Origin of the sequence: Bradyrhizobium sp. 27S5, assembly GCF_037217225.1 — a bacterium.
Taxonomy (GTDB): Bacteria; Pseudomonadota; Alphaproteobacteria; order Rhizobiales; family Xanthobacteraceae; genus Bradyrhizobium; species Bradyrhizobium septentrionale.
The window spans coordinates 9,033,428-9,053,549 of the sequence record NZ_CP147714.1 but is presented as its reverse complement, the minus strand read 5'-3'; the positions used below and the strand labels follow the sequence as shown (position 1 = coordinate 9,053,549).

General features: G+C 61.3%; 21 protein-coding genes and 1 pseudogene. 12 read left to right on the top strand and 10 right to left on the bottom strand.

What is annotated here, in order from left to right; translation table 11 throughout:
- Positions 1-37 precede the first annotated feature (37 nt).
- The 9 genes from WDM24_RS42510 to WDM24_RS42470 all read left to right on the top strand — a co-directional run bounded on the left by WDM24_RS42510 (position 38) and on the right by WDM24_RS42470 (position 6,513).
- Entirely contained in the window at positions 38-199 is a 162-nt protein-coding gene (locus WDM24_RS42510) for a DUF2934 domain-containing protein (RefSeq protein WP_338829932.1), read from the top strand.
- A gap of 513 nt (positions 200-712) precedes the next feature.
- A complete protein-coding gene (locus WDM24_RS42505) occupies positions 713-1,162 on the top strand; it encodes an Hsp20 family protein (protein ID WP_338829931.1) in 450 nt (149 codons plus the stop codon).
- Between the two features lie 80 nt (positions 1,163-1,242).
- On the top strand, positions 1,243-1,740 hold the full coding sequence (locus WDM24_RS42500; protein WP_338829930.1) for an Hsp20/alpha crystallin family protein: 498 nt from the start codon (positions 1,243-1,245) through the stop codon (positions 1,738-1,740).
- 83 nt (positions 1,741-1,823) lie between these two features.
- Positions 1,824-2,516: a hypothetical protein gene (locus WDM24_RS42495; protein ID WP_338829929.1), complete on the top strand. Its 693-nt coding sequence runs from the start codon at positions 1,824-1,826 to the stop codon at positions 2,514-2,516.
- Complete coding sequence (locus WDM24_RS42490; RefSeq protein ID WP_338829928.1) at positions 2,509-2,643, top strand: hypothetical protein; 135 nt, start codon at positions 2,509-2,511, stop codon at positions 2,641-2,643. Before WDM24_RS42495 ends, WDM24_RS42490 begins: the two co-directional genes overlap by 8 nt.
- A 1,849-nt stretch (positions 2,644-4,492) precedes the next feature.
- Positions 4,493-4,864 (top strand): hypothetical protein, encoded by a 372-nt coding sequence (locus WDM24_RS42485; RefSeq protein ID WP_338829927.1) that lies wholly within the window; start codon positions 4,493-4,495, stop codon positions 4,862-4,864.
- 6 nt (positions 4,865-4,870) lie between these two features.
- Positions 4,871-5,362, top strand: a complete 492-nt coding sequence (locus WDM24_RS42480; RefSeq protein WP_338829926.1) for a rolling circle replication-associated protein — start codon at positions 4,871-4,873, stop codon at positions 5,360-5,362.
- A 155-nt stretch (positions 5,363-5,517) separates the two neighbouring features.
- Positions 5,518-6,087: a hypothetical protein gene (locus tag WDM24_RS42475; protein WP_166212925.1), complete on the top strand. Its 570-nt coding sequence runs from the start codon at positions 5,518-5,520 to the stop codon at positions 6,085-6,087.
- A gap of 84 nt (positions 6,088-6,171) precedes the next feature.
- Positions 6,172-6,513 carry a hypothetical protein gene (locus WDM24_RS42470; protein WP_166212923.1) on the top strand — a complete coding sequence of 114 codons (342 nt, stop codon included), beginning with the start codon at positions 6,172-6,174 and terminating at the stop codon, positions 6,511-6,513.
- A 1,371-nt stretch (positions 6,514-7,884) separates the two neighbouring features.
- Here the strand turns inward: WDM24_RS42470 and WDM24_RS44595 are convergent.
- From WDM24_RS44595 to rsmI, 5 genes and pseudogenes are all read right to left on the bottom strand, one after another.
- Positions 7,885-7,986, bottom strand: a pseudogene (locus tag WDM24_RS44595) (ATP-binding protein); the annotation flags it as partial.
- 107 nt (positions 7,987-8,093) lie between these two features.
- Complete coding sequence (locus tag WDM24_RS42465; RefSeq protein WP_338694071.1) at positions 8,094-9,065, bottom strand: MBL fold metallo-hydrolase; 972 nt, start codon at positions 9,063-9,065, stop codon at positions 8,094-8,096.
- A 290-nt stretch (positions 9,066-9,355) separates the two neighbouring features.
- Positions 9,356-10,303: a glutathione synthase gene (gene gshB, locus WDM24_RS42460; protein WP_338694073.1), complete on the bottom strand. Its 948-nt coding sequence runs from the start codon at positions 10,301-10,303 to the stop codon at positions 9,356-9,358.
- A 30-nt stretch (positions 10,304-10,333) separates the two neighbouring features.
- Positions 10,334-10,717, bottom strand: a complete 384-nt coding sequence (locus WDM24_RS42455; protein WP_166212917.1) for a YraN family protein — start codon at positions 10,715-10,717, stop codon at positions 10,334-10,336.
- Positions 10,704-11,657, bottom strand: a complete 954-nt coding sequence (rsmI, locus tag WDM24_RS42450) for a 16S rRNA (cytidine(1402)-2'-O)-methyltransferase (protein ID WP_338829925.1) — start codon at positions 11,655-11,657, stop codon at positions 10,704-10,706. The genes WDM24_RS42455 and rsmI overlap by 14 nt, the downstream gene beginning before the upstream one ends.
- Before the next feature lie 217 nt (positions 11,658-11,874).
- Here rsmI and WDM24_RS42445 point away from each other — a divergent pair, with 217 nt between their 5' ends.
- A complete protein-coding gene (locus tag WDM24_RS42445; protein ID WP_338694079.1) occupies positions 11,875-13,089 on the top strand; it encodes a penicillin-binding protein activator in 1,215 nt (404 codons plus the stop codon).
- Positions 13,090-13,281: 192 nt separating this feature from the next.
- Here WDM24_RS42445 and hemW read toward each other — a convergent pair whose 3' ends face one another.
- Genes hemW through rph form a run of 3 tightly spaced genes read right to left on the bottom strand, consistent with a single transcriptional unit; the run spans position 13,282 to position 15,786 of the window.
- Positions 13,282-14,439 carry a radical SAM family heme chaperone HemW gene (gene hemW / locus WDM24_RS42440; protein ID WP_166300185.1) on the bottom strand — a complete coding sequence of 386 codons (1,158 nt, stop codon included), beginning with the start codon at positions 14,437-14,439 and terminating at the stop codon, positions 13,282-13,284.
- Positions 14,426-15,061, bottom strand: coding sequence for an RdgB/HAM1 family non-canonical purine NTP pyrophosphatase (rdgB, locus tag WDM24_RS42435; RefSeq protein ID WP_166300187.1), 636 nt, complete (start codon positions 15,059-15,061; stop codon positions 14,426-14,428). Before rdgB ends, hemW begins: the two co-directional genes overlap by 14 nt.
- An 11-nt stretch (positions 15,062-15,072) precedes the next feature.
- Complete coding sequence (gene rph / locus WDM24_RS42430) at positions 15,073-15,786, bottom strand: ribonuclease PH (protein ID WP_166300189.1); 714 nt, start codon at positions 15,784-15,786, stop codon at positions 15,073-15,075.
- A 169-nt stretch (positions 15,787-15,955) separates the two neighbouring features.
- Between rph and hrcA the strand changes: the two genes are divergently transcribed.
- Both hrcA and grpE read left to right on the top strand, forming a co-directional pair.
- A complete protein-coding gene (hrcA, locus tag WDM24_RS42425) occupies positions 15,956-17,044 on the top strand; it encodes a heat-inducible transcriptional repressor HrcA (protein WP_029081002.1) in 1,089 nt (362 codons plus the stop codon).
- A gap of 162 nt (positions 17,045-17,206) precedes the next feature.
- Positions 17,207-17,812: a nucleotide exchange factor GrpE gene (gene grpE / locus WDM24_RS42420; RefSeq protein WP_338829924.1), complete on the top strand. Its 606-nt coding sequence runs from the start codon at positions 17,207-17,209 to the stop codon at positions 17,810-17,812.
- A gap of 9 nt (positions 17,813-17,821) precedes the next feature.
- Here the strand turns inward: grpE and pncA are convergent, their stop codons facing one another.
- On the bottom strand, positions 17,822-18,532 hold the full coding sequence (gene pncA / locus WDM24_RS42415) for a bifunctional nicotinamidase/pyrazinamidase (RefSeq protein ID WP_338829923.1): 711 nt from the start codon (positions 18,530-18,532) through the stop codon (positions 17,822-17,824).
- A gap of 97 nt (positions 18,533-18,629) precedes the next feature.
- Positions 18,630-19,565: a hypothetical protein gene (locus WDM24_RS42410; protein ID WP_338694089.1), complete on the bottom strand. Its 936-nt coding sequence runs from the start codon at positions 19,563-19,565 to the stop codon at positions 18,630-18,632.
- Positions 19,566-20,122: the final 557 nt, after the last annotated feature.

Here is a 20,122-nt window from a genome sequence, read left to right as displayed (position 1 = left end):
GCAAAAGGTCCCGCTCGTGAGGGTTAGGAGAAGTCCGATGAACAAGCGGATTGATGAAGCCGTAGCGGCGCGTGCCTACCAGCTCTGGGAAGAGGCCGGCAAACCCGAAGGACGAGATGAGGAGTTCTGGCACTTGGCCGAGCAAGAATTGATCAACGAGGATAAAAGCTCACCATTGCGTACCCCCGACACCCTCTGACCAACCCGAATTGTCCCATGCCCACGGGGGTTATCAGCCTGAAGATGGAAGAATGGAAAGCCCGCCTGGCTCGACGCCAGCAGGCAGCGCAGGCGCCGTACATGCAGCCGGTAGGATGCCTGTCCAGGCGAAAGTGGTCTCGCACGCCCCAGCCGAGTCCGTGGCAGATGGCTAGCAAAGCGACGCTTGCAACCAGCAGCTCGCGAATGAAGCGGCTTCGTGAACTCGCTCGCGTCCCGAGGAATTCTAAATCGTCAACTCACAAGGGGAACTTGGGGCAAACTGCACAGCCGGGTTCCGGTGCGGTCGAAATAGCCGAGCTAAATCAGCCAAAAAATTTTGCGGGGCGCTCTTGAAACTGATTGGCGCTTTTCTAATTGGATTTTTGCCGCTTATGGGCGGTGCCGGGCGCCAGGTTGGGCTCGGCAGAGCGAACAGGGCGCCGGACAGGTGTCTTGCACCGAATGTCTTGCGCTCCTTCGTATCCCATCTTGCTCTCAGGAGGATTTGGCTATGAGGACGTACGATTTCACTCCCCTGTGGCGTTCGAGCATCGGATTCGACCGCCTCTTCGACCTTCTCGACGAAACCCAGCATCGGTCCGAAGACAATTACCCGCCCTACAATATCGAGCGGCTCGGAGAGGACCGTTACCAGATCTCGGTGGCACTGGCCGGCTTCAGCCAGGACGAGATCTCGGTGACGGCCGAGCAGAACGTATTGACCGTGGAAGGTCGTAAGGGCGACAAAGACCAGCACGAATACCTCTACCAGGGTATCTCGGCTCGTCCCTTCAAGCGACAGTTCAACCTTGCTGACTACGTGCAGGTCAAGTCGGCGATGGTCGATAACGGTTTGCTGAGGATCGAGCTTGTGCGCGAAATCCCCGAGGCCATGAAGCCTCGGCGCATCGCCATCGGAAGTGGCGCTCCTGCCGCACAAATCACCCAGAAGGCGGCCTGAGCCCGCTTCATGTGGGCCAAGTCACGCACGGGCAACAGTCGTCCGTGCGGTGATCAGTTGCATGTCAAAAGGAGGATATCATGGGTATTCGGGATCTTGTTCCCTGGAGCAAAGGTCAAGAACTCTCAACCGGACGTGAAGCGTTCGATCCGTTTCTCACGCTTCACCGAGAGATGAACCGCCTGTTCGATGACGCCTTCCGCGGCTTCGGCTCATTCGGTCGCCTCGACACTCCGCTGATGGAGGGCCAGTTTAGCTGGCCACGCTTGGAACTGAATGAGACCGATAAGGAGGTTACGGTTTCCGCCGAGCTTCCAGGCCTCAGCGAAAAGGATGTCCAGGTTGAAATCACCAATGGCGTCCTTTCGATTCGGGGCGAGAGGAAAGCCGAACGCAGCGACCAGTCCAAGTTCGTCAGCGAGCGGTACTACGGCGCTTTCGAGCGCCAGATTCCGCTTGATGGCGTCGAGGAAGACAAGGCGAAAGCCGACTTCAAGAATGGCGTCCTCACCGTGACTCTGCCGAGGTCCGAGAGGTCAAGGTCGAACGTCAAACGTATCGCGATCAACAGCAACTGAAGCCAGAAGTCGGCGGCGCATAACCGTCGCCGACCTCTATCAACCCCGTCTCTGGACGAAAGGAGAAAGCAGGAGACACCGCTATGAGCCAGGTCAATCGTAACGCCAACATCAACGAACCGCTTTTTCATTCAGTATCCCACTACAATTCACCGGGCGATGTATTGAATGACGCTCGGCTCTCGACAGACGAGAAGCGTGTCATCCTCTCGTCCTGGGCGTCGGATATGTACGTCGTCGAATCCCAGCCGACCGTGCGGGAGGTGCCCGGCATTCCTCATCGGTTGCGTCTTGCCGACATCTTGGCGGCGCTGAAACGTCTGGACGACGAGAGTGATCCGCCGCCGCGCCGCGGCATGGCCATGGGGGAGCCTCGGTTCGGCAAGCCTGTATGTGCCGTTTCCGATTCCGAACGGCATGCTGCGTCGAGGCGGCCCCGGCCGTTGAGGGTATCTCGCGCGGATGCTCGATGGACCCATGAAGCAAATGTACGGCGGTACCGAAGGCTGTTGACCACTCAACTGACGGACGCCGAGCGTAGCTTCATCAAGCGGCGCCTTGTCGAGGAATTGAAGGGGTTGATCGCCTCCAAGACCGAGCGTCGTAAGCCCCGGAGGCAGCGCACGATCGGCAAGGTGGAGCGACTGCGAAAGTATCCGATGAAAGGCGAGAGAGATGGCGGCAGATCCATTAGCCCAAGCAAAGATAGGCACGGAAGCCCTTGCGCTGTGTATCGCAGGGGTCTTGTGCGAACGCGATCCATCACTCTTGTCTGAATTCCAGGAGAGTGCAAAGGCGCTTCATCGGATCCTCGATGATCGTGGAGATCATGAGGCGGCAGCAATGGTCAAAGCATTTAGCCAGGCGCTGATTGATCCGGCATTCAAGCGTCCTTTAAACTAGCCAGCGGCTGATCTCATTTGCGGGTGACCGTCACCCGCAACGAAATCCGAAACGAGGCCGCTTGTGCCGCCAACTGAAGTATTGCTCCCAAGAGCCGGACACCGTCCGCCGCAAATCCTAAATATCTCCGTTGGGGCTGACATTCATCGTCAGTCTGCAATCCCAATTCGCAACGAAAACGGAGACAATTTCCTTCATGGCAACAGCGCCGCCGCTCTGGGACTCAGAGCCCAATCCAATTCCGCCACCTACATCGCATCTCGCAGTTCAGCGCCGGGCCAAATACCGCAAACGCTTTCGAAATGGCTATCCAACAGATATCCTTGAATGGTTGGCGCAAAACGGGCCGGACACCTACGCCGAGCTAATGGACCTCAGGAGAGCGCTATACGCTCGCCAGACAACCGGCAAATACCGCATCAGACTGCTGGGACGTACTCTTGACGGCGAAGTTAAAGTTCTACTCTCGGGCCCGACCAGTTCAGTTCTGATCCTGAGCAACAAGTCACGTCACTTCTTGCTTCGGACTCTTTGTCATCTGCGCAAGGCTCGCCGTTGGCCGCCGATTAGATATCGCCGATGCAATTGATCCGCAGAGACTCTTCAATTTGTGCGTTTCAATGATCGTTTGAAGCGACAAGTTCTATCGAACCGAACCACCGTTGCTTGACGGAGGTCCTCCGAAGCGCGTTCGCAATAGTTCAAGCAGCTCAGTTCGCCTGGCCGAGCGCTTCCAATCCAACCCGTTCCGCTTTCCCTTTCGTTGACGTGGCCAAGACAACTCGCCAATTTCGTTCCGTTCTAACCGATGCCAGTTTCTCGCGAATGCTTTACGCAAATTCATTGGCGATTTGAAAATTCGCTGATAGTCAAAAGATCTGTCGCTAAAATAGAAGAGCCCGTTCGTGACCCGCGAGATGGTCCGAGGTCGATTGTTACTGCGTTTCTCTCGATAGAATGCAAAGCTCTCGAGCAGATCGAAAGCGTCCCTGTCGGTCAAGCTTCGAGGACGACCCGGGGCCCTCCGTAAAAACAGATGATCGTTGATGATGCCGCACATAAAGAGGAGATGTGCTGGCTTGCGGACGTCCAATCCCGCTTTCTTTAGAAGCCGCTTTGCGCAGTCTATTGCCGCAGTTTGGAAGCTACTTTCTGGCGGGATTTCGATCTCCTGCTTCTTGCGCGCCAACCTGATGTAGGCGAGCTCTGCTTCTAAGAGTTTAACTCGAGGTTTTCTCGGCATGACCAGGATCACAAGTTGGATAGGAGGACTGTATCTTTAATAGGGGCCCCTATTTTGTCCAGCGAGGAGTGACGCTGGGTTTCGGTGGGGATGACGTTAGGCTAATAGTCGGTAGGAGTTTTCGACGACGCCGCCGAATTCGATGGGATGACAAGGCCGTGCGCGGTCGTGTGCCTGGAAGGAACAATGCCATGATCAGAGCCACGAACCCGAAGCAATGGATCGAAGAACACAACCCGGACCAGAGAGGACGAGAATTCCTCCTTCGTGCTCTTGTGGCTTCGTCTTCCTCGGGGTCCGCCGCTAGTGGTCCATTCGATGTAGTGAGATCGAAGGAGCTTATCTGGGTTGCAGGAGAGCATTCGACGCTGCTCATCAAGGATCGAGAGGAACTTGATCAGCTTGTCGCAGCCATCTTGAAGCGTGGTCCTTCGAAGGAGGGATCCAGTAGCTAATTGCATCTTCGCTCCAATGGCTAAGCGACGCGCATTTTCTACCGTAACGCATGACCGATCAGTTCATCCGTAACGGCTCGCATCCAGTTCATCACTTTGAGAGAGGTCCTCGCCTATGTTTGAGAGTAACCCATTGGTCAAAAAGCGGATCATGAGACTGGAATTTCCGGACCATCCGTCCCAGGGAGCTCTGGACGACATCGGCCTCCATAATCGAATTTGCCAGGAAGTACTTGAGTTGTCAGTTGACCGGATCAAGTTCAACGAAGCCGTGAAGCAGATGCACGTTACCCAGGATGAGTCCGGGACCCGAGAGATCGTGCTGCTCGTGGGCGGGGGTCTCGTTGAACTTGTTATGGACGAAAATCAATGCGTGTTAGATCTTCACGCTTTCAATTGCGAGACCCGCTGCGATGAAAATGAGATAGCCATCATGAGCAGTCGGCAAAATCCATACCGTGAGTTCCTTCTTGAGCAACTCGCCCATGATCTCCCTAAGCCGCGGGCCGGGGATTCGGAGTAACTATCGGTGGCTGGCTGCATCGCAGTATCAACACGCGAATGGCTTGCCCTTTTCGCAGCCGACTTTCACGATCCGATCTTTGTCACGCTTGTACTGAAAGAGCGGATGGTGAGCCCGGTAGGCGGTGTCATTTTGCAGAGCCCGGAAATAGCACGCTCCGAAATCAAGAGGTTCACAAATCGGATTGACCGAACGATCTATGGACCGGGCGTTCAGCGATATCAGTTGCGCGTTCGTCGGATTCCAGTTCTGGAGTACGGCGTTGATCGAGGATGGCATTGCCATATGCTGATCGAAAGACCCGAGAGAGTGCTGGAGGTTCGCTTTCGGCATATCATACGAAGCGAATGGTCAAAATCCCCGTGGGCCGCTGGATTTCATACTCGAGGTGCCAATTCGGCTGCCGTTGACTACCTGACCAAGGAGCGATCGAAGGCGAAACTCGAGGCGTGGTCGGACACGTTGATCGTCGAGGCCATGGTTCTGGACACTAAATAGTCCTGCATACGTCCCCAACTTGTTGATGCAAGATCATCCCCGTTAAACGTGTGTCTCATCACGATACAAGGATCAGGAGAATCTCTTCTGAGCCTTATCTAAACTATTGTTAATAATCATCATCCGAGTGCAATCAACGAACATGATGAGCTCCAATGAAGCCACGTGGACAATTGATCATCGATGAATTCGAGCTGCTGCGAAGTGTGGCTGGGAAATCTGGATTGCAGCTGCCCCCAGAGATCACGCAGCAGAAGCAGCATCTCCGCAAACGCGACCAACTATTCAAAAAGCTCAAGCTGGACCCCAATAACGAGCATCATGTCGCCTTCCTATGCTCGATTGTTTACGACCATTTATACCTCAATAAGCCGTCCGCTACAGAGATCAAGTTTGGAGACGATAAGGATTTTGACGTGCTTGAACGATTCATAAGGTTCGCGAAGTCGAGCCAATTGAAACGTCCTAGTGTTATCCGCCGTCACTTCATCAAGAAGGATGAGGCAGTGCATGCGGAGCACGGCAACGATACTTCAGCTGATCGTTTCCGCATGCGGCTTAATCGTGCAGCGAAGAAGGCGATTGCCGGGCAAATGAAGTTGACTGCAAAGCGTAAAGCGCGGCTGCAGATCATATTGCCTGAAGTGAAGAAGTTCTTTGGCTCGTCGTACGAAGTTGAACAAGGAGGATCTCCCATGTTCGAGAGTCTTGCTCTACCGGATTGAGTTTTGCTCCGCTGCTTTTAATTCGTCCTCCTGTGTGCGGCCTGTGACGGCCGAATTTATCATATGACAGGAGACGAGATACGAATGACCAATCGAGGTAAAGGACCGCTGGCCGGATGGCGTGGCAGTTTGGAAGAGACGACAGACACGTTTGATATCGAGACGTTTCTGAAGACGGATGGGCCTAAGTCCGCACAGGAGTTTGCTGATCTTACGCGAGCGATTGCCGAGGGCGGAACGTTCGGGGACTATCGGCGGGTTGAAACAGAGGACTCCGAGCGCGAGAATTTCTTCGTGTACGGGCCGAACAGCATCCTCTTCCTGAAAAAGGTGGACCGTTCCAGGCTCGTGCAGGCGATTGAAGCGCTTCGGTTCGTACGCGACGCGGCCGCACAGCAGTATAACTCAAGGCAGGCGGTGGAGTGATGGCCGACCCCTTTGTCTCGTTGCTTGGCGGATTGCCCAAGCTGAAACAAGCAGCACACTCGTCTGATCCAGTAAAATACACTTGCTCGGTAACAATGGGAGGTGATCGAAAGGATTTCCTGCGGTTGCCGGAGTCTGTCGCACGCATCGTCGTTACGATTGGGTGCAACAACGGTTGGGTCATCGAGGAAGAAGAGCCGTTGCAGCGTACACTACGTAGCGTTTTGCAGGCCTTCTCGGAGACAGATCTTCGTGGGCCAGATCTGAGCTTCGTGCCATTTATCGTAGTATTGGAGCGGACGCCCGTAGGGGCATGCTACACAATCCTCTGTCAATACAGGAACGAAGCGGCCCTTGAGCGATATCACGACATAACTTCGGCAATGTTTGAACGGCTCGCTGCAGAGCACTCAATACCCGAGGACCTGCTTTGGGTGTCCACGACGGATGTCGATAGTAGCGAGTTCGCTCACTTGATGGTTCGTACGGCTGGTCGGGATGAAGGTCCTTTCCCGCTATACCCACGGTAGACATCACACGACCTTCGCCCGCAACTAACTATTCGGGCGAAGTTCTTCGCTCGACCGGATCATTGGCATCAATCGATTTGAATCAGAGCGGCCGCAACCGAGACAACGTGCACCGTTCCATGGAGTGACGTCACCGCAATTGGGGCACAGCGATGAAGGATGCGTCGTGGCCTCAGAGGGCATGTGGTCTGGACAATGCGATACCCTCCACGCTCATGCAGGATCGCAAATTGCGTCGTCAACCGAAATTCTGGAACCTGCGCTTGCCGCTGATGCTCCTCGTACAGCTTGATCAGCGGCTCGAGGCATTTGCGTCGAGCGGGGGGGCTTGATCGATAGCCATTTCGATCGTGCGCAAGGCCTCGATATCGCTCGGTTCGTAACAACTCTCTCAGCAAGAGCTTTGGTTTCCGCTACCTTGCGCTCGCTCGATCGACATACCTCTGGATGACTGGCGTCGGCCTGACGGCTCCTTGTTGTACGCATCACGCGTGGGCAACCGATCTTCGAAAGAGTCAGATCAAAGTCATCTCGTAGCCCGTATTCCCTGGGACCGTCGAGATCCGTTCGGGATCGTCCTTCGATGTGCGCGGGAGGACATGATCGATCCGCATCGTCTTGACGTAGTGTGGCTCGCCGTTGAGGTAACAGACCGCGCAAAGGACCGTGTAAACGGCAAACCTCTGCGCAGCCGTTAATTTGTATCCGACATTCGTTTCGCACCTGAAATTCCTTGGGCGTTAACGAACCCGATATCAGCCGACCTAAGCGGCCTCAATTCGGTGTGAAATGGCTCGAAGTCGCTGCCGCTATATCACCCCTTCTTGGGGTTAATAGTAGTTACCATTGCAAACGCCGGCAGTCCCGGCGCGACCTGCACCTGCACGTCGACCGCGCGGGCCTCGATCCCCTCGAAAGCGACGGTAGAAACCCGCTGGACCATGCTGCCCCTATCTTCCGCCACCCAAGGTAGCGGAGCGGGATGCCCAACGCAAGAACATTAAGGGAGCATCCGGGGGCGGCGTGTGCCGTCCCCGGATGCGCCGCTGCTCACAGATTCATCTGCATCGGCTCGGGATAGTAGTGGAAGCCGTCGCCGACCTTGGCGACGTGGCCGTAGCCTGGCCAGGCGAAGTGATAGGACATTACCGCGGTCTTGTTCGCGGCCAGCATCTCCAGGAGCTTGACCCGCGAGGCCGCCGCCTGCTTCGGATCGGTATCGTAGGAGAATTCCATCCGCGGCCGCTCCAGCAGCAGCACCGCGTGATGCGAGAGATCGCCGAGGAAGGCGAAGGACTTGCCGCCCGAGCTCACCATGAAGATGGTGTGGCCCACGGTGTGGCCAGGCGCCGCGATCGCCTGCACGCCGGGCAGGAATTCCTGGCCGTCCTTGAAGAACACAATGCGGTCGCGCACCGGCAGCAGGTTCTTGCGGGCGTGCACGATGAAGTCCTTCAACGGACTGCCCATCTTGCCTTCGTCGGTCCAGAAATCGAGATCGCTCTGGGCGATGTAGTACTGCGCGTTGGGGAATAGCGGCTTGTTGTCGGCATCGACGATGCCGCCGATATGATCGATATGCGCGTGCGACAGCACGACGGCGTCGATGTCTTCCGGCTTGATGCCGGCTTCCTTCATGCTCTTCTGCTGCCGGCCGGTGGTCGGACCGAACGCCTTGGAAGTGCCCATGCCGGTATCGAACAGGATCAGCTTGTCGCCCGTGTTGACGATCGGCGAGTTCTGCTCGAGCACGACATTGTCGGGCGAGAGGAAGTTGTCGGACAGCATCTTCTTCACTTCTTCCTTCGGCACGCCGGTGAAGGTGCCGGAGGGATCGCCGAGCGGCAGCGGGCCGTCGGAGACGACGGTCACTTCCGCATCGCCGAGCGTGAAACGATGCCAATAGGGTGTCTGCGTGCCGAGTTTGGGAGCGCGCGCCTCGGCCGTGCCGCCGAGGATGGTGCTGGCGCCGAGACCGGCGCCAAGCGCGAGCAAGGATCGTCGTGAGACATTGAGCGTCATAACGTCTTCCTCCACATTTTTTATGAGATTTTCGCGTTGATGCCTGCCCATTGACCCGCCGCTTGACCTGACGCAGGCAAGAGAATGCTGCCCTCGCCCGCGCAAGCTGGCAAGAAGAATAAGGCGAACGCTGGCGCGGTCGGTCTCCGGCTAAAGCATCATCCGGTAAAGTGTGACGCGGTTTTCCGAAAAGATCATGCTCAAACAAGAAGCTAAAGCGCGATGATGATTCAACCCGATCTCATCGCGCTTTTAGAATTCAACCGGCATGTGCGGCGCACAAGGGAGGGTTATTTGGCGGCGCGCTTCTTCTCGATGGCATCCCAGACCCTGGCCGCGACGTCGGGGCCGTTGAGCCGCTGAATGGCGCGGATGCCGGTCGGCGAGGTGACGTTGATCTCGGTGAGGTTGCCGTCGATCACGTCGATGCCGACGAACAGCAGGCCAAGTTCGCGCAGCGCGGGTCCGACGGTGGCGCAGATTTCGCGCTCGCGATCCGAGAGCTCGGTCGCCGCGGCCGCGCCGCCGCGCACCATGTTGGAGCGCAGGTCATCCGGCGCCGGCACGCGGTTGACGGCGCCGGCGAACTCACCGTCGACCAGGATGATGCGCTTGTCGCCATGCTTCACCTCGGGGAGGAAGCGCTGGATCACCCAGGGCTCCTTGAAGGTGACCGAGAACATGTCGAACAGCGAGCCGAAATTCATGTCCTGCGGCATCACGCGGAACACCGCGGCGCCGCCATGGCCGTGCAACGGTTTCATGACGACGGCGCCATGCTGATCGCGGAATGCGTTGATCTCGTCGAGGTCGCGCGAGATCAGGGTCGGCGGCATCAGCTGCGGGAAATTCATCACGAACAGCTTTTCCGGCGCGTTGCGCACGCTGGCCGGGTTGTTGACCACCAGCGTCTTCGGATGAATGCGCTCGAGGAAATGGGTCGAGGTGATATAGGCGAGGTCGAACGGCGGATCCTGCCGCAGCAGCACGACGTCGAAGCCATTGAGCGCCTCGCGCTTCGGCTCGCCCAGCGTGAAGTGATTGCCGACCTCGTCGCGCACGGTGAGAGACTGCATCGGTGCCACCAGCTCCTCGCCGCGCAGCGACAGTCTATCTGGCGTGTAATAGGAAATGCCGTGGCCGCGTTTCTGGGCTTCGAGCAGCAGCGCAAAGGTGGAATCGCCGCGGATGTTGATGCGCGCGATGGGATCCATCTGGACGGCGATCTTCAATTTCATAAGCGTATCCCGCGAGGTCTGGAGGTAACTTTAAGGGCTGGCGTCGAATGCCGCTAACAGATGGCGCGGCAGGCTCTTCGGCGCAATCAGCACGGCGTCGAATCTGAGATCAAATTCGGCATGTTCGGGATGCGCCATCAGCCAGGCCTGGGCGGCATTGACGATGCGCTGCTGCTGGCGTGGCGTCACCGCATAGGCGGCGTCATCGAGGCTGGCACGAGCCTTGACCTCGACGAAGGCGAGCAGATTGCGCCGGCGCACCACCAGGTCGATCTCGCCATAGGGGGTGCGGAAGCGTCTTGCCAGGATGCGATAGCCCTTGGCGATCAACAGGGCGGCGGCGCGGCTTTCGGCCGATATGCCGGTGCGGAATGCCGCGACGCGCTCGGGCGAGGCGCTGTCAGTTTTTGCCATCGCCGTCCCCGACGGTCTTCGCCAGCTCGAGGGCGCGGGCGTAGACCTCGCGGCGCGGGCGGCCCGACAGTTCGACCGCGTGCGCGACCGCATCCTTGACGCTGCCGCGGGCGAGCTGCGCGCGCAGGAGATCGTCGAGCGCGCCCTGGTCCATCACGCCGGCATCATCGGCCGGCGGTCCGACGACGAGCACGAATTCGCCGCGCGTTTCCAGCACATCGGCGCCTGCCGCAAGCTCGGCGACCGGCGCGCGATTGACCTCCTCATGCAGCTTGGTCAGCTCGCGGCAGATCGCGGCATCGCGACTACCCATGATCGCGGCGAGATCGCGCAGCGTGTCCTGCACGCGATTGCCCGATTCGAACATCACGAGCGTCGCATCGATCCGCGCCAGCTCGGTCAGCCGAGCGCGGCGCGCGTGCTCCTTCGTTGGCAAAAATCCCTCGAAAAAGAACCGGTCGGTCGGCAGCGCCGCGACCGACAGCGCCGTCAATACCGACGACGGCCCCGGCACCGCGATGACGGCATGCCCGGCGGCGCAGACCTCACGCACCAGCTTGAAGCCGGGATCTGAGATCAGCGGCGTGCCGGCGTCCGAGACCAGCGCGATCGAGGCGCCCAGCGCCAGCCGTTCCAGGATCTTCGGCCGCGCCTGCGCGGCGTTATGCTCGTGATAGGGCGCAAGCTCGGCCGTGATCGCGTAACGCTCGGTCAGCCGGCGCGTAATTCTTGTGTCCTCGCAGGCAATGATGTCGACGCCCGCCAGCGTCTCCAGCGCGCGCAGGGTGATGTCGGCGAGATTTCCGATCGGGGTCGCGACCAGATGGAGCCCGGGCGTGGCCCTTGGCGCCGCCAGCAGCTGGCCGCCGATCGAAAAGGTTTTGGCCGCAGCGCCCGCCGTGGCGTCAGGACTGTGGAGGGAACTGGCTTTTGCGCGCATAATGCCAATCTAGAGGGATGGCAGCGCTTGCGCCACACCCGCAGGGGTGTTGCTTGAAGGTCGCTGCGCCGGAAATGTGGGCCGCGGCAACGGCGCCGCGGGGCCATAATCCTTTTGTTCCGGTTAACTATTCGCCGACAATATGCCTGAATCCACCCGCCTCATCAGAGCCGGATGGAGTCCTGGCCGATCATGGTCGGCCAAGAGAAGAGAGACGATGGAAGGCCCGCATCACCACAAGTCCCCGCCGTCGGGCACGACCCGGCGGACCGCGCTTGGTCTTATCGTGGGCGCGCCGCTGCTGTCGGCCTGCTCCGGTATCCAGCAAAGCCTGAGCCAGTTCTCCAGTCCGTTCGGCGGCGGCCAAGAGGCGGGACCCGCCGGCCCGCAGCAACAGCCGCAAGCGGTCGGTACCGGGCAAGTCAAGATCGGGCTGATCCTGCCGCTGTCGGCATCCGGCAATGCCGGGCTCGCCGCGCAGTCGATGCGGAACGCCGCCGAAATGGCGCTGGCGGAATTTCAGAACCCGAACATTCAGCTGCTGATCAAGGACGATGGCGGCAGTTCGCAAGGCGCGGCGCAGGGCACCCAGCAGGCGCTGTCGGAAGGGGCCGAGATCATTCTGGGACCGCTGTTCGCGGGCTCCGTGCCGGCCACGGCGCAACTCACGCGGCCGCGCGGAACGTCGGTGATCGCGTTCTCCACCGATTCAAGCGTGGCCGGACGCGGCGTCTATCTCTTGAGCTTCCTGCCGGAGTCCGACATCAATCGGATCGTCGATTATTCCGCCGGGATCGGTAAGCGCTCATTCGCCGCGATGGTGCCCGACAACGCCTATGGCAATGTGGTCGAGGCCGCGTTCAAGCAGGCGGTCGGCCGCAAGAACGGCCGCGTCGTCGCATTCGAGAAATACGGCGCCGATCGCGCAACGCCGGCACGGACCGTGGCACAGGCGCTCGGCCAGGCCGATACGCTGCTGATTGCCGACGATGGCGATTCGGTCGTCGCGACCGCCGATGCGCTGACCGCGGCCGGCGCCAATCTGCGCAACATCCAGCTGCTCGGCACCGGGCTGTGGGACAATCCGCGGGTGTTCGCGAGCCCCGTGCTGCAGGGCGGCCTCTACGCCGCGCCAGACCCGTCCGGCTTCCGCAGCTTCGCCGGCCGCTACCGCGCCAAATATGGCGGCGAGCCGGTGCGGACCGCGACGCTGGCCTATGATGCCGTCGCGCTGATGGCGGCGCTGGCGCGCACCCAAGGCGCACAGCGCTTCGCGCCGGAGACGCTGACCAATCCATCCGGCTTTGCCGGCATCGACGGCCTGTTCCGCTTCCGCTCCGACGGCACCAATGAACGCGGCCTTGCGGTCATGAAGGTGGCGTCCGGCGGCGGCACACCGGTTGCGGGGTCGCCGAAGAGTTTTGGGGCTTAATTTTCGTCAGGCGGGCAAGCTGCCTTGTCGAGCGCCGGAACCCGCCAGCTACTTTGCATGGGGTTGTTTTCGATATTTTGGCAGCGTGCACGCAGAGCGTTTTCGAGCGAAGTGGATGCCGGTTCGCGTGAAGAAAACGCGTCAAAACAAGAATCTAGAGCCCCGTTCCGATTCATCGGAACGGGATAGGCTCTAGGCGGCGAGATCCGCGACGACGGCGTCGAGCACCGGGAATCCTGACTTCGTCACGCGCAGCCGTCCGTCGGCGTCGACGGCGATCGCGCCTTCCTCGCGCAGCATTGTGATCCGCTGCGGGTCGAGCTGGCGGCCGGACAGTGCCGCATAGCGCTTGGGGTCGATGCCCTCGGCAAGCCGCAGCCCCATCAGCAAAAATTCGTCGGCACGCTCCTCGCTGTTGAGGCTGTCATCGGTGACGACGCCGTGGCCGCGTTCCTCGACATTCAACAGCCAGGCCTCGGGGCGCCGCTCGGTCGCGGTCGCGTGCCTGACGCCATCGATGTCGAGCCGGCCATGCGCACCGGGGCCGATGCCGGCATATTCCTCACCGCGCCAGTAGACGAGGTTGTGCTTGCACTCCGCCCCAGTGCGGGCGTGATTGGAGATCTCGTAGGCCGGCAATCCCTCGCGGGCGCAGACCTCCTGCGTCACGTCGTAGAGCGCGCGCGCGGTCGCTTCATCCGGCGTCTGCAATTTGCCGGCGGCATGCAGCCCGAAGAACGGCGTGCCTTCCTCGATCGTGAGCTGATAGAGCGACAGATGCTCGGCGGCTTCCGAGATCGCCTGCTTCAACTCGCTCGCCCACATCTGCGGCGTCTGGTCGGGCCGCGCATAGATCAGATCGAACGAGTAACGGTCGAACGCGCTTCGCGCGATCGCAACCGCGTCGAGCGCTTCGCGCGCGGTGTGCAGGCGGCCCAATGCCTTCAGCGATGCGTCATCAAGTGCCTGCACGCCGAGCGAGACGCGATTGACGCCGGCCGCGCGATAGCCGCGAAAGCGCGTCGCCTCGACGCTGGTCGGGTTGGCTTCGAGCGTGACCTCGACGTCGCGCGCCACCGACCAGTGCTTACCGATGGCGTCGAGCACGGCGCCGACGGTCTGCGGCTGCATCAGTGACGGCGTGCCGCCGCCGAGGAAGATCGAGGTGACCTCGCGCCCCGGCACCCGCGCGGCCGTGGTCTCGATCTCGCGGGCGAAGGCGCGCACGAAGCGCTCCTCGTCGACGGGCGCATGCCGCACGTGGCTGTTGAAATCGCAATACGGGCATTTCGACAGGCAGAACGGCCAGTGCACGTAGACGCCAAAGGCTTTCCGTTCAGCGTGGCTCAAGGCAAATCTCCGCGAGCTTCACGAAGGCGCGGGCGCGATGCGACAGGCCAAGCCCGAGCGGCGGCAGGCCGTGCTTCTCGATGCTGGTCATCTCGCCGAAGGTCCGCGTATGGCCGTCGGGCAGGAAGGCCGGATCATAGCCGAAGCCGGCGGTGCCGCGTGGCGGCCAAACCAGGGTTCCGTCGGCGCGGGCCTCGACCTCCTCGAGGTGATCATCGGGCCACGCCACGCACAGGGCGGAGACGAAATGCGCACTTCGCCGGTCCGGCGCGGTGGCGCCGCGCTCCTGCAGCAAACGTTCGATCCGCGTCATCGCCGCCATGAAATCCTTACCTTCGCCGGCCCAGCGCGCCGAATAGATCCCGGGTGCGCCGTCGAGCGCGTCGACCACGAGGCCGGAATCGTCCGCGAAAGCCGGCAGTCCGGTCGCTTTCGCCGCGGCGATCGCCTTGATCGCCGCATTGGCGCGAAAACTGTCACCGGTCTCCTCGGGCTCGGCGAGGCCGAGCTCGCCGGCCGACACCGCCTCCACGCCATGCGGCGCCAGCAGTTCCCGCATCTCGGCGAGCTTGCCGGGATTATGGGTGGCGATGACGAGCCTTCCGGTGATTCGGCGATGCATGACCAATCTGACTACGCCACCGCGATCTTTTGCAAGTCGACCAGACGCGCGACACCTTTGCGCGCCAGCGCCATCAGCGCCAGAAACTCGTCCTGCGAGAACGGCGTCTTCTCGGCGGTGCCCTGCACCTCGATGATGCGGCCGTCGCCGGTCATGACGAAATTGGCGTCGGTGTCGGCCTCGGAGTCCTCGGCATAGTCGAGGTCGAGAACCGGCGTGCCCTGGTAGATGCCGCAGGAGATCGCCGCCACATTGTCGCGCAACACGTTGGTCTTCAGCATGTTGCGGGCCTTCATCCAGTTGATGCAGTCGGCCAGCGCCACCCAGGCACCGGTGATCGAGGCGGTGCGGGTGCCGCCATCGGCCTGGATGACGTCGCAATCGACCGTGATCTGGCGCTCGCCGAGCGCCTCCAGATCGACGGCCGCGCGCAGCGAACGGCCGATCAGCCGCTGGATCTCGACCGTGCGGCCGCCCTGCTTGCCGGCGGAGGCCTCACGGCGGGTGCGTTCCAGGGTGGCGCGCGGCAGCATGCCGTATTCGGCGGTCACCCAGCCGCGGCCCTGGCCCTTCAGCCAGGGCGGCAGCCGCTCTTCCAGCGTGGCGGTCACCAGCACATGGGTGTCGCCGAACTTCACCATGCAGGAACCCTCGGCATATTTGACGACGCCGCGTTCCAGCGACACGGGACGCAGTTCATCGGGCGCACGGCGGCTTGGCCGCATGAAATCCTCCAAAAATCCGAGATATATGGCTGGGCGTGCTTGTAGGAGGGGGAACGGGCAGCGGCAAGGGTTTTCGGCCCTGGGTTGGCCAGGTACCGGGGGCTGAATGCATGCTTGTCACCGGCCTCTCGGAGCGACAGATTAGGCAGCAATTGTGAGGGACTGGAGTGTGACTCATCACGATCCGATTGGCCTGATCGCACCGCATGCGGGGCTCGCCCAGCTCAACGAGCGTTCGCGCGACATTTTTCGTCAAATCGTCGAAAGCTACCTTGCGACCGGCGAGCCGGTCGGCTCGCGCAACATCTCGCGCCTGATCGCATTACCGTTGTCGCCGGCCTCGGTCCGCAATGTGATGTCGGACCTCGAGCAGCTCGGGCTGATCTATGCGCCGCACACCTCGGCGGGCCGGCTGCCGACCGAACTTGGCTTGCGTTTCTTCGTCGACGCCCTGATGCAGGTCGGCGACCTCACCGAGGCCGAGCGTCAATCGATCCAGACCCAGCTGGCCGCCGTCGGCCGTGCGCAATCCGTCGAGGCGGCGCTTGGCGAGGCGCTGACGCAGCTGTCGGGGCTGACCCGTGCCGCCGCGGTGGTGCTGACGCAAAAGTCGAATGCGCGGCTGAAGCACATCGAATTCGTGCGGCTGGAGCCGGAGAAGGCGCTGGTCGTGCTGGTCGGCGAAGACGGCCAGGTCGAAAACCGGGTGCTGGCGCTGCCGCCGGGCGTTCCATCGTCGGCGCTGACCGAAGCGACCAATTTCCTCAATGCGCGGATCCGTGGCCGGACGCTGGCCGAAGCGCGGCTCGAGCTCGAGACGGCATTGACGCAAAACCGCGCCGAGCTCGATCAGCTCACGCAAAAGGTCGTCGCGGCCGGCATCGCGAGCTGGTCCGGCGGCGCGAACGAGGACCGCCAGCTGATCGTGCGCGGCCACGCCAATCTGCTCGAGGATCTGCATGCGCTCGACGACCTCGAGCGCATCAAGTCGCTGTTCGACGATCTCGAGACCAAGCGCGGCGTGATCGATCTGCTCGGCCGCGCCGAACGCGGCGAGGGCGTGCGGATTTTCATCGGTTCGGAGAACAAGCTGTTCTCGCTGTCGGGTTCCTCCACCATCATCGCGCCATACGGCGACGCCCAGGGCCGGATCGTCGGCGTGCTCGGCGTGATCGGACCGACGCGGCTGAACTATGCGCGGGTAATCCCGACGGTGGATTATGCCGCGCGCATCGTCAGCAAGATGCTGGGCGGCTGATCGGAGCGAAATTCGGTTTCATTTGACGGGTTTCTTGACGCGAAGTGGAGGTGCGCTGGCCCTAACCGGTATGTTGCGCTTGATTTTCGCCGCTCAAAGCACGATATCCCGGGCAGCAATCCCCAAGATTTGAACCGACGCGAGTTTTCGAGAAGGCAAGCCATGACCGATCCGAACCGGGCCAATGACAACACCGAGAATTCGGCGCCGACGGGTGAACCCGTGGTCTCGAAGCCCTACATCATGCCTGACGATCCCGAGGTGGGATCGGCTGAGGCGCTGACCAAGGAACTCGCCGAGGCGCGCGACCGGACGCTGCGCACGCTGGCCGAGATGGAGAACCTCCGTCAGCGCACCCGCCGCGAGGTTGCCGACGCCAAGACCTATGGCATCACCGGCTTTGCCCGCGACGTGCTCGACATCGCCGACAATCTGCAGCGCGCGCTCGACGCCGTGCCGGCCGAGACCAAGGAAGCCGCCGATCCCGGCCTGAAGGCGCTGCTCGAAGGCGTCGAGCTGACCGAGCGCTCGCTGCTCAACACGCTGGAAAAGAACGGCGTCAAGAAGTTCGATCCGATCGGCGAGAAGTTCGATCCGAACTTCCAGCAGGCGATGTTCGAAGTGCCGGACACGTCGGTGCCGTCGGGCACCGTGGTGCAGGTCGTGCAGGCCGGCTACATGATCGGCGAGCGCATCCTGCGTCCGGCACTGGTCGGTGTCTCCAAGGGCGGCGCCAAGGCCGCCCCAGGCGCCGACATCACCGCCTGATCCAATGTCTCACGCGATATCCGACGACTGGATCCGCTTGACGCCGGCCTTGTCCATATCGGCCCAGGCCTTGGCCAACGATCCCTGGGTGTCGATGCCGCGGCAGGCATCCTCCACCACATAGGTTTCGAAGTCGGCCTTGCGCGCATCGAGCGCGGTCCAGGCCACGCAGAAATCGGTGGCGAGCCCGGTGACGAATACGCGATTGATCTTGCGCGCCGTCAGATAGGCGCCGAGCCCGGTGGTGGTCTTGCCGTCGGCCTCGGTGAAGGCGGAGTAGCTGTCGACGTCCTTGTGAAATCCCTTGCGGATGATCAGCCCGGCCTGCGGGATCGCGAGTTCCTTCGACAGCGCGGCGCCGTCGGTGCCCTGCACGCAGTGATCGGGCCACAGCACCTGCTTGCCATAAGCGAGGTCGATGGTCTCGAACGGCTTCTTGCCGGCATGGACCGAGGCAAAGGAGACGTGACCGGGCGTGTGCCAGTCCTGCGTCATCACCACATTGGCAAAGCTCTTGGCGATCTTGTTGATCACCGGCACCACCTGCTCGCCGTCCTTCACCGCGAGGCTGCCGCCGGGCAGGAAGCAGTTCTGCACGTCGATCACGAGCAGCGCGGAGCCGTCGTCGGGCTTGATCGCGGCGGCCCAGAGATTCCTGGGAACCAGCGTCGCGAGCGCGATCGTGCCAAGGCCTGCAACAATCCGTCGTCGATCGAACATCGCGCCCTCCTCGCTTTGTGTGATTATCGCGCGAGGAGGCTAGTTCCGTTCGTGGAGCTGCGAAAGCCCGATTTTTCGGAGGGCTTTACGAAAGGGATCAGCCGCGCGGCTGGATGCCGTCGCGCACCGCGCGGAAGCGCGGGAAGGCCTTCTCCCAATCGGTGCGCGGCGAGCTGCCGATGATGCGCATCGAGGTTTGCGCGCCGAACCGCAGCCACTGCACGATGGTCACCGGGGTGTTGTCCTTGCCGCTGACGGCGTCGATCCGGGTCTCGAAGCCGGGCTGGCCGTCGATCCGGATCGGCTCGGACATGGTGATCCGCCCGTCGCGCACGCCGGGGATCGTAGTCGCGATCTGCTGGGCGAAGCGGCCGCGATCATCGGGTGTGGCCGGGGCCGAGCCGATGATGCCAAGCAGCAAGAAGGGCTTGGTCTCGAGGGCCTTCTCGTCGCCGTCGGCCATCAGCAATGCTGCGCCCGGCGCCAGCATGCGGATATTCTTGAAACCGCTGAGCTCGGTGACCTTGAACGGCATCATGCCGAGCTGCTCGTCGACCGGCACCTCGTTGCGGATCTGGGCGGTGGCGAACATCTGCCGCACGGCGTCGTCGGTGTAGATCTTGCTCGCATTCTCCGGCACTTGCACAGCGACATAGCCGGAGAAGGTCGGCCCCGGCAGGATCATGGAATAGCGCCGCACATTGCTGGCGCCGTCGCGCCCACTCTCCACGGTGTAGTAGGCGAGGCCGGCCGGCGTCTCGAGGCTCTCGGGCTTGATATTCCCGGTGCCGGCGGGATTGGCCTTGAACGCGCTCACGACCTCCGCGTAGGCGTCCGCGGGCAGGTCGGCGATCAGGACCTTCACGCCCTGGTCCTCAGTCTCGAAGCCGATGAACGACTTGGCCCGGTTGAGGCCCACCAGCGGCTTCATCCCGACATGCGCGCCCGGCGGAAACACCACGTCGGCGGCGAAGCCACGACAGGTGGCAGCAATCAGCAAGGCAACCGCAACGAGAACTCGAAAAGGCGTCATGGGGGATCTACCGGTTTTGCTTGGTGGCCGCGCAACGGGCCCGGTGCAGGGCTGGGCGGCCTCTTTCAGTCGGACCGCTTTTAGCGGTTTTGATGACCCTGCAACAGGCCGCCAAATCTCAGCTCCGGGCCCGCGAGCCCGATTCCATGGGCTTTTCGCCCTGATTGGCTGGCACTTTTGAGCTTCCCGACGTGTCCACGAGCCCACCGCCTGCGGCCGCCCAGCGGCCAAACAGCGCGCCTCGGCCCGTGCGCCGCTCTCGCATACGACGTTTGTGAGCGTTCACTCAACAGCGGTGACGCCGCGCGGCGGACGTTGGCGCCCTAAATCATTGCCGATTTGTTAACTTGGCTTGGGCCTGTCTCGGGGCGTGGCTTGGGCTCGTTATGGACTTGCTTCCGGCCTGAACTGGCGCCGTAGTCGGGCTGACACAATCTTTCAAACGTCAGTCTTTTCAGGCCTCAACGTTGCGTCCAGTCCTTGCGGGCAGGACCCTCTCTCCTATATCAGGCTCACCGTCGCAATATCGCGAGTATGTGAACGTCTGGGGGTTCGGT

Excerpts from the sequence above, each read along its gene's own strand:
- WDM24_RS42485 (WP_338829927.1), top strand. The coding sequence starts at position 4,493 with ATGAGACTGGAATTTCCGGACCATCCGTCCCAGGGAGCTCTGGACGAC.
- WDM24_RS42475 (WP_166212925.1), top strand. The coding sequence starts at position 5,518 with ATGAAGCCACGTGGACAATTGATCATCGATGAATTCGAGCTGCTGCGA.
- WDM24_RS42410 (WP_338694089.1), bottom strand. The coding sequence starts at position 19,565 with ATGACGCCTTTTCGAGTTCTCGTTGCGGTTGCCTTGCTGATTGCTGCC.
- WDM24_RS42505 (WP_338829931.1), top strand. The coding sequence starts at position 713 with ATGAGGACGTACGATTTCACTCCCCTGTGGCGTTCGAGCATCGGATTC.
- rdgB (WP_166300187.1), bottom strand. The coding sequence starts at position 15,061 with ATGCATCGCCGAATCACCGGAAGGCTCGTCATCGCCACCCATAATCCC.
- WDM24_RS42445 (WP_338694079.1), top strand. The coding sequence starts at position 11,875 with ATGGAAGGCCCGCATCACCACAAGTCCCCGCCGTCGGGCACGACCCGG.
- grpE (WP_338829924.1), top strand. The coding sequence starts at position 17,207 with ATGACCGATCCGAACCGGGCCAATGACAACACCGAGAATTCGGCGCCG.
- rph (WP_166300189.1), bottom strand. The coding sequence starts at position 15,786 with ATGCGGCCAAGCCGCCGTGCGCCCGATGAACTGCGTCCCGTGTCGCTG.
- WDM24_RS42500 (WP_338829930.1), top strand. The coding sequence starts at position 1,243 with ATGGGTATTCGGGATCTTGTTCCCTGGAGCAAAGGTCAAGAACTCTCA.
- WDM24_RS42495 (WP_338829929.1), top strand. The coding sequence starts at position 1,824 with ATGAGCCAGGTCAATCGTAACGCCAACATCAACGAACCGCTTTTTCAT.
- pncA (WP_338829923.1), bottom strand. The coding sequence starts at position 18,532 with ATGTTCGATCGACGACGGATTGTTGCAGGCCTTGGCACGATCGCGCTC.
- WDM24_RS42510 (WP_338829932.1), top strand. The coding sequence starts at position 38 with ATGAACAAGCGGATTGATGAAGCCGTAGCGGCGCGTGCCTACCAGCTC.
- rsmI (WP_338829925.1), bottom strand. The coding sequence starts at position 11,657 with ATGCGCGCAAAAGCCAGTTCCCTCCACAGTCCTGACGCCACGGCGGGC.
- WDM24_RS42465 (WP_338694071.1), bottom strand. The coding sequence starts at position 9,065 with ATGACGCTCAATGTCTCACGACGATCCTTGCTCGCGCTTGGCGCCGGT.
- WDM24_RS42455 (WP_166212917.1), bottom strand. The coding sequence starts at position 10,717 with ATGGCAAAAACTGACAGCGCCTCGCCCGAGCGCGTCGCGGCATTCCGC.
- WDM24_RS42470 (WP_166212923.1), top strand. The coding sequence starts at position 6,172 with ATGACCAATCGAGGTAAAGGACCGCTGGCCGGATGGCGTGGCAGTTTG.
- gshB (WP_338694073.1), bottom strand. The coding sequence starts at position 10,303 with ATGAAATTGAAGATCGCCGTCCAGATGGATCCCATCGCGCGCATCAAC.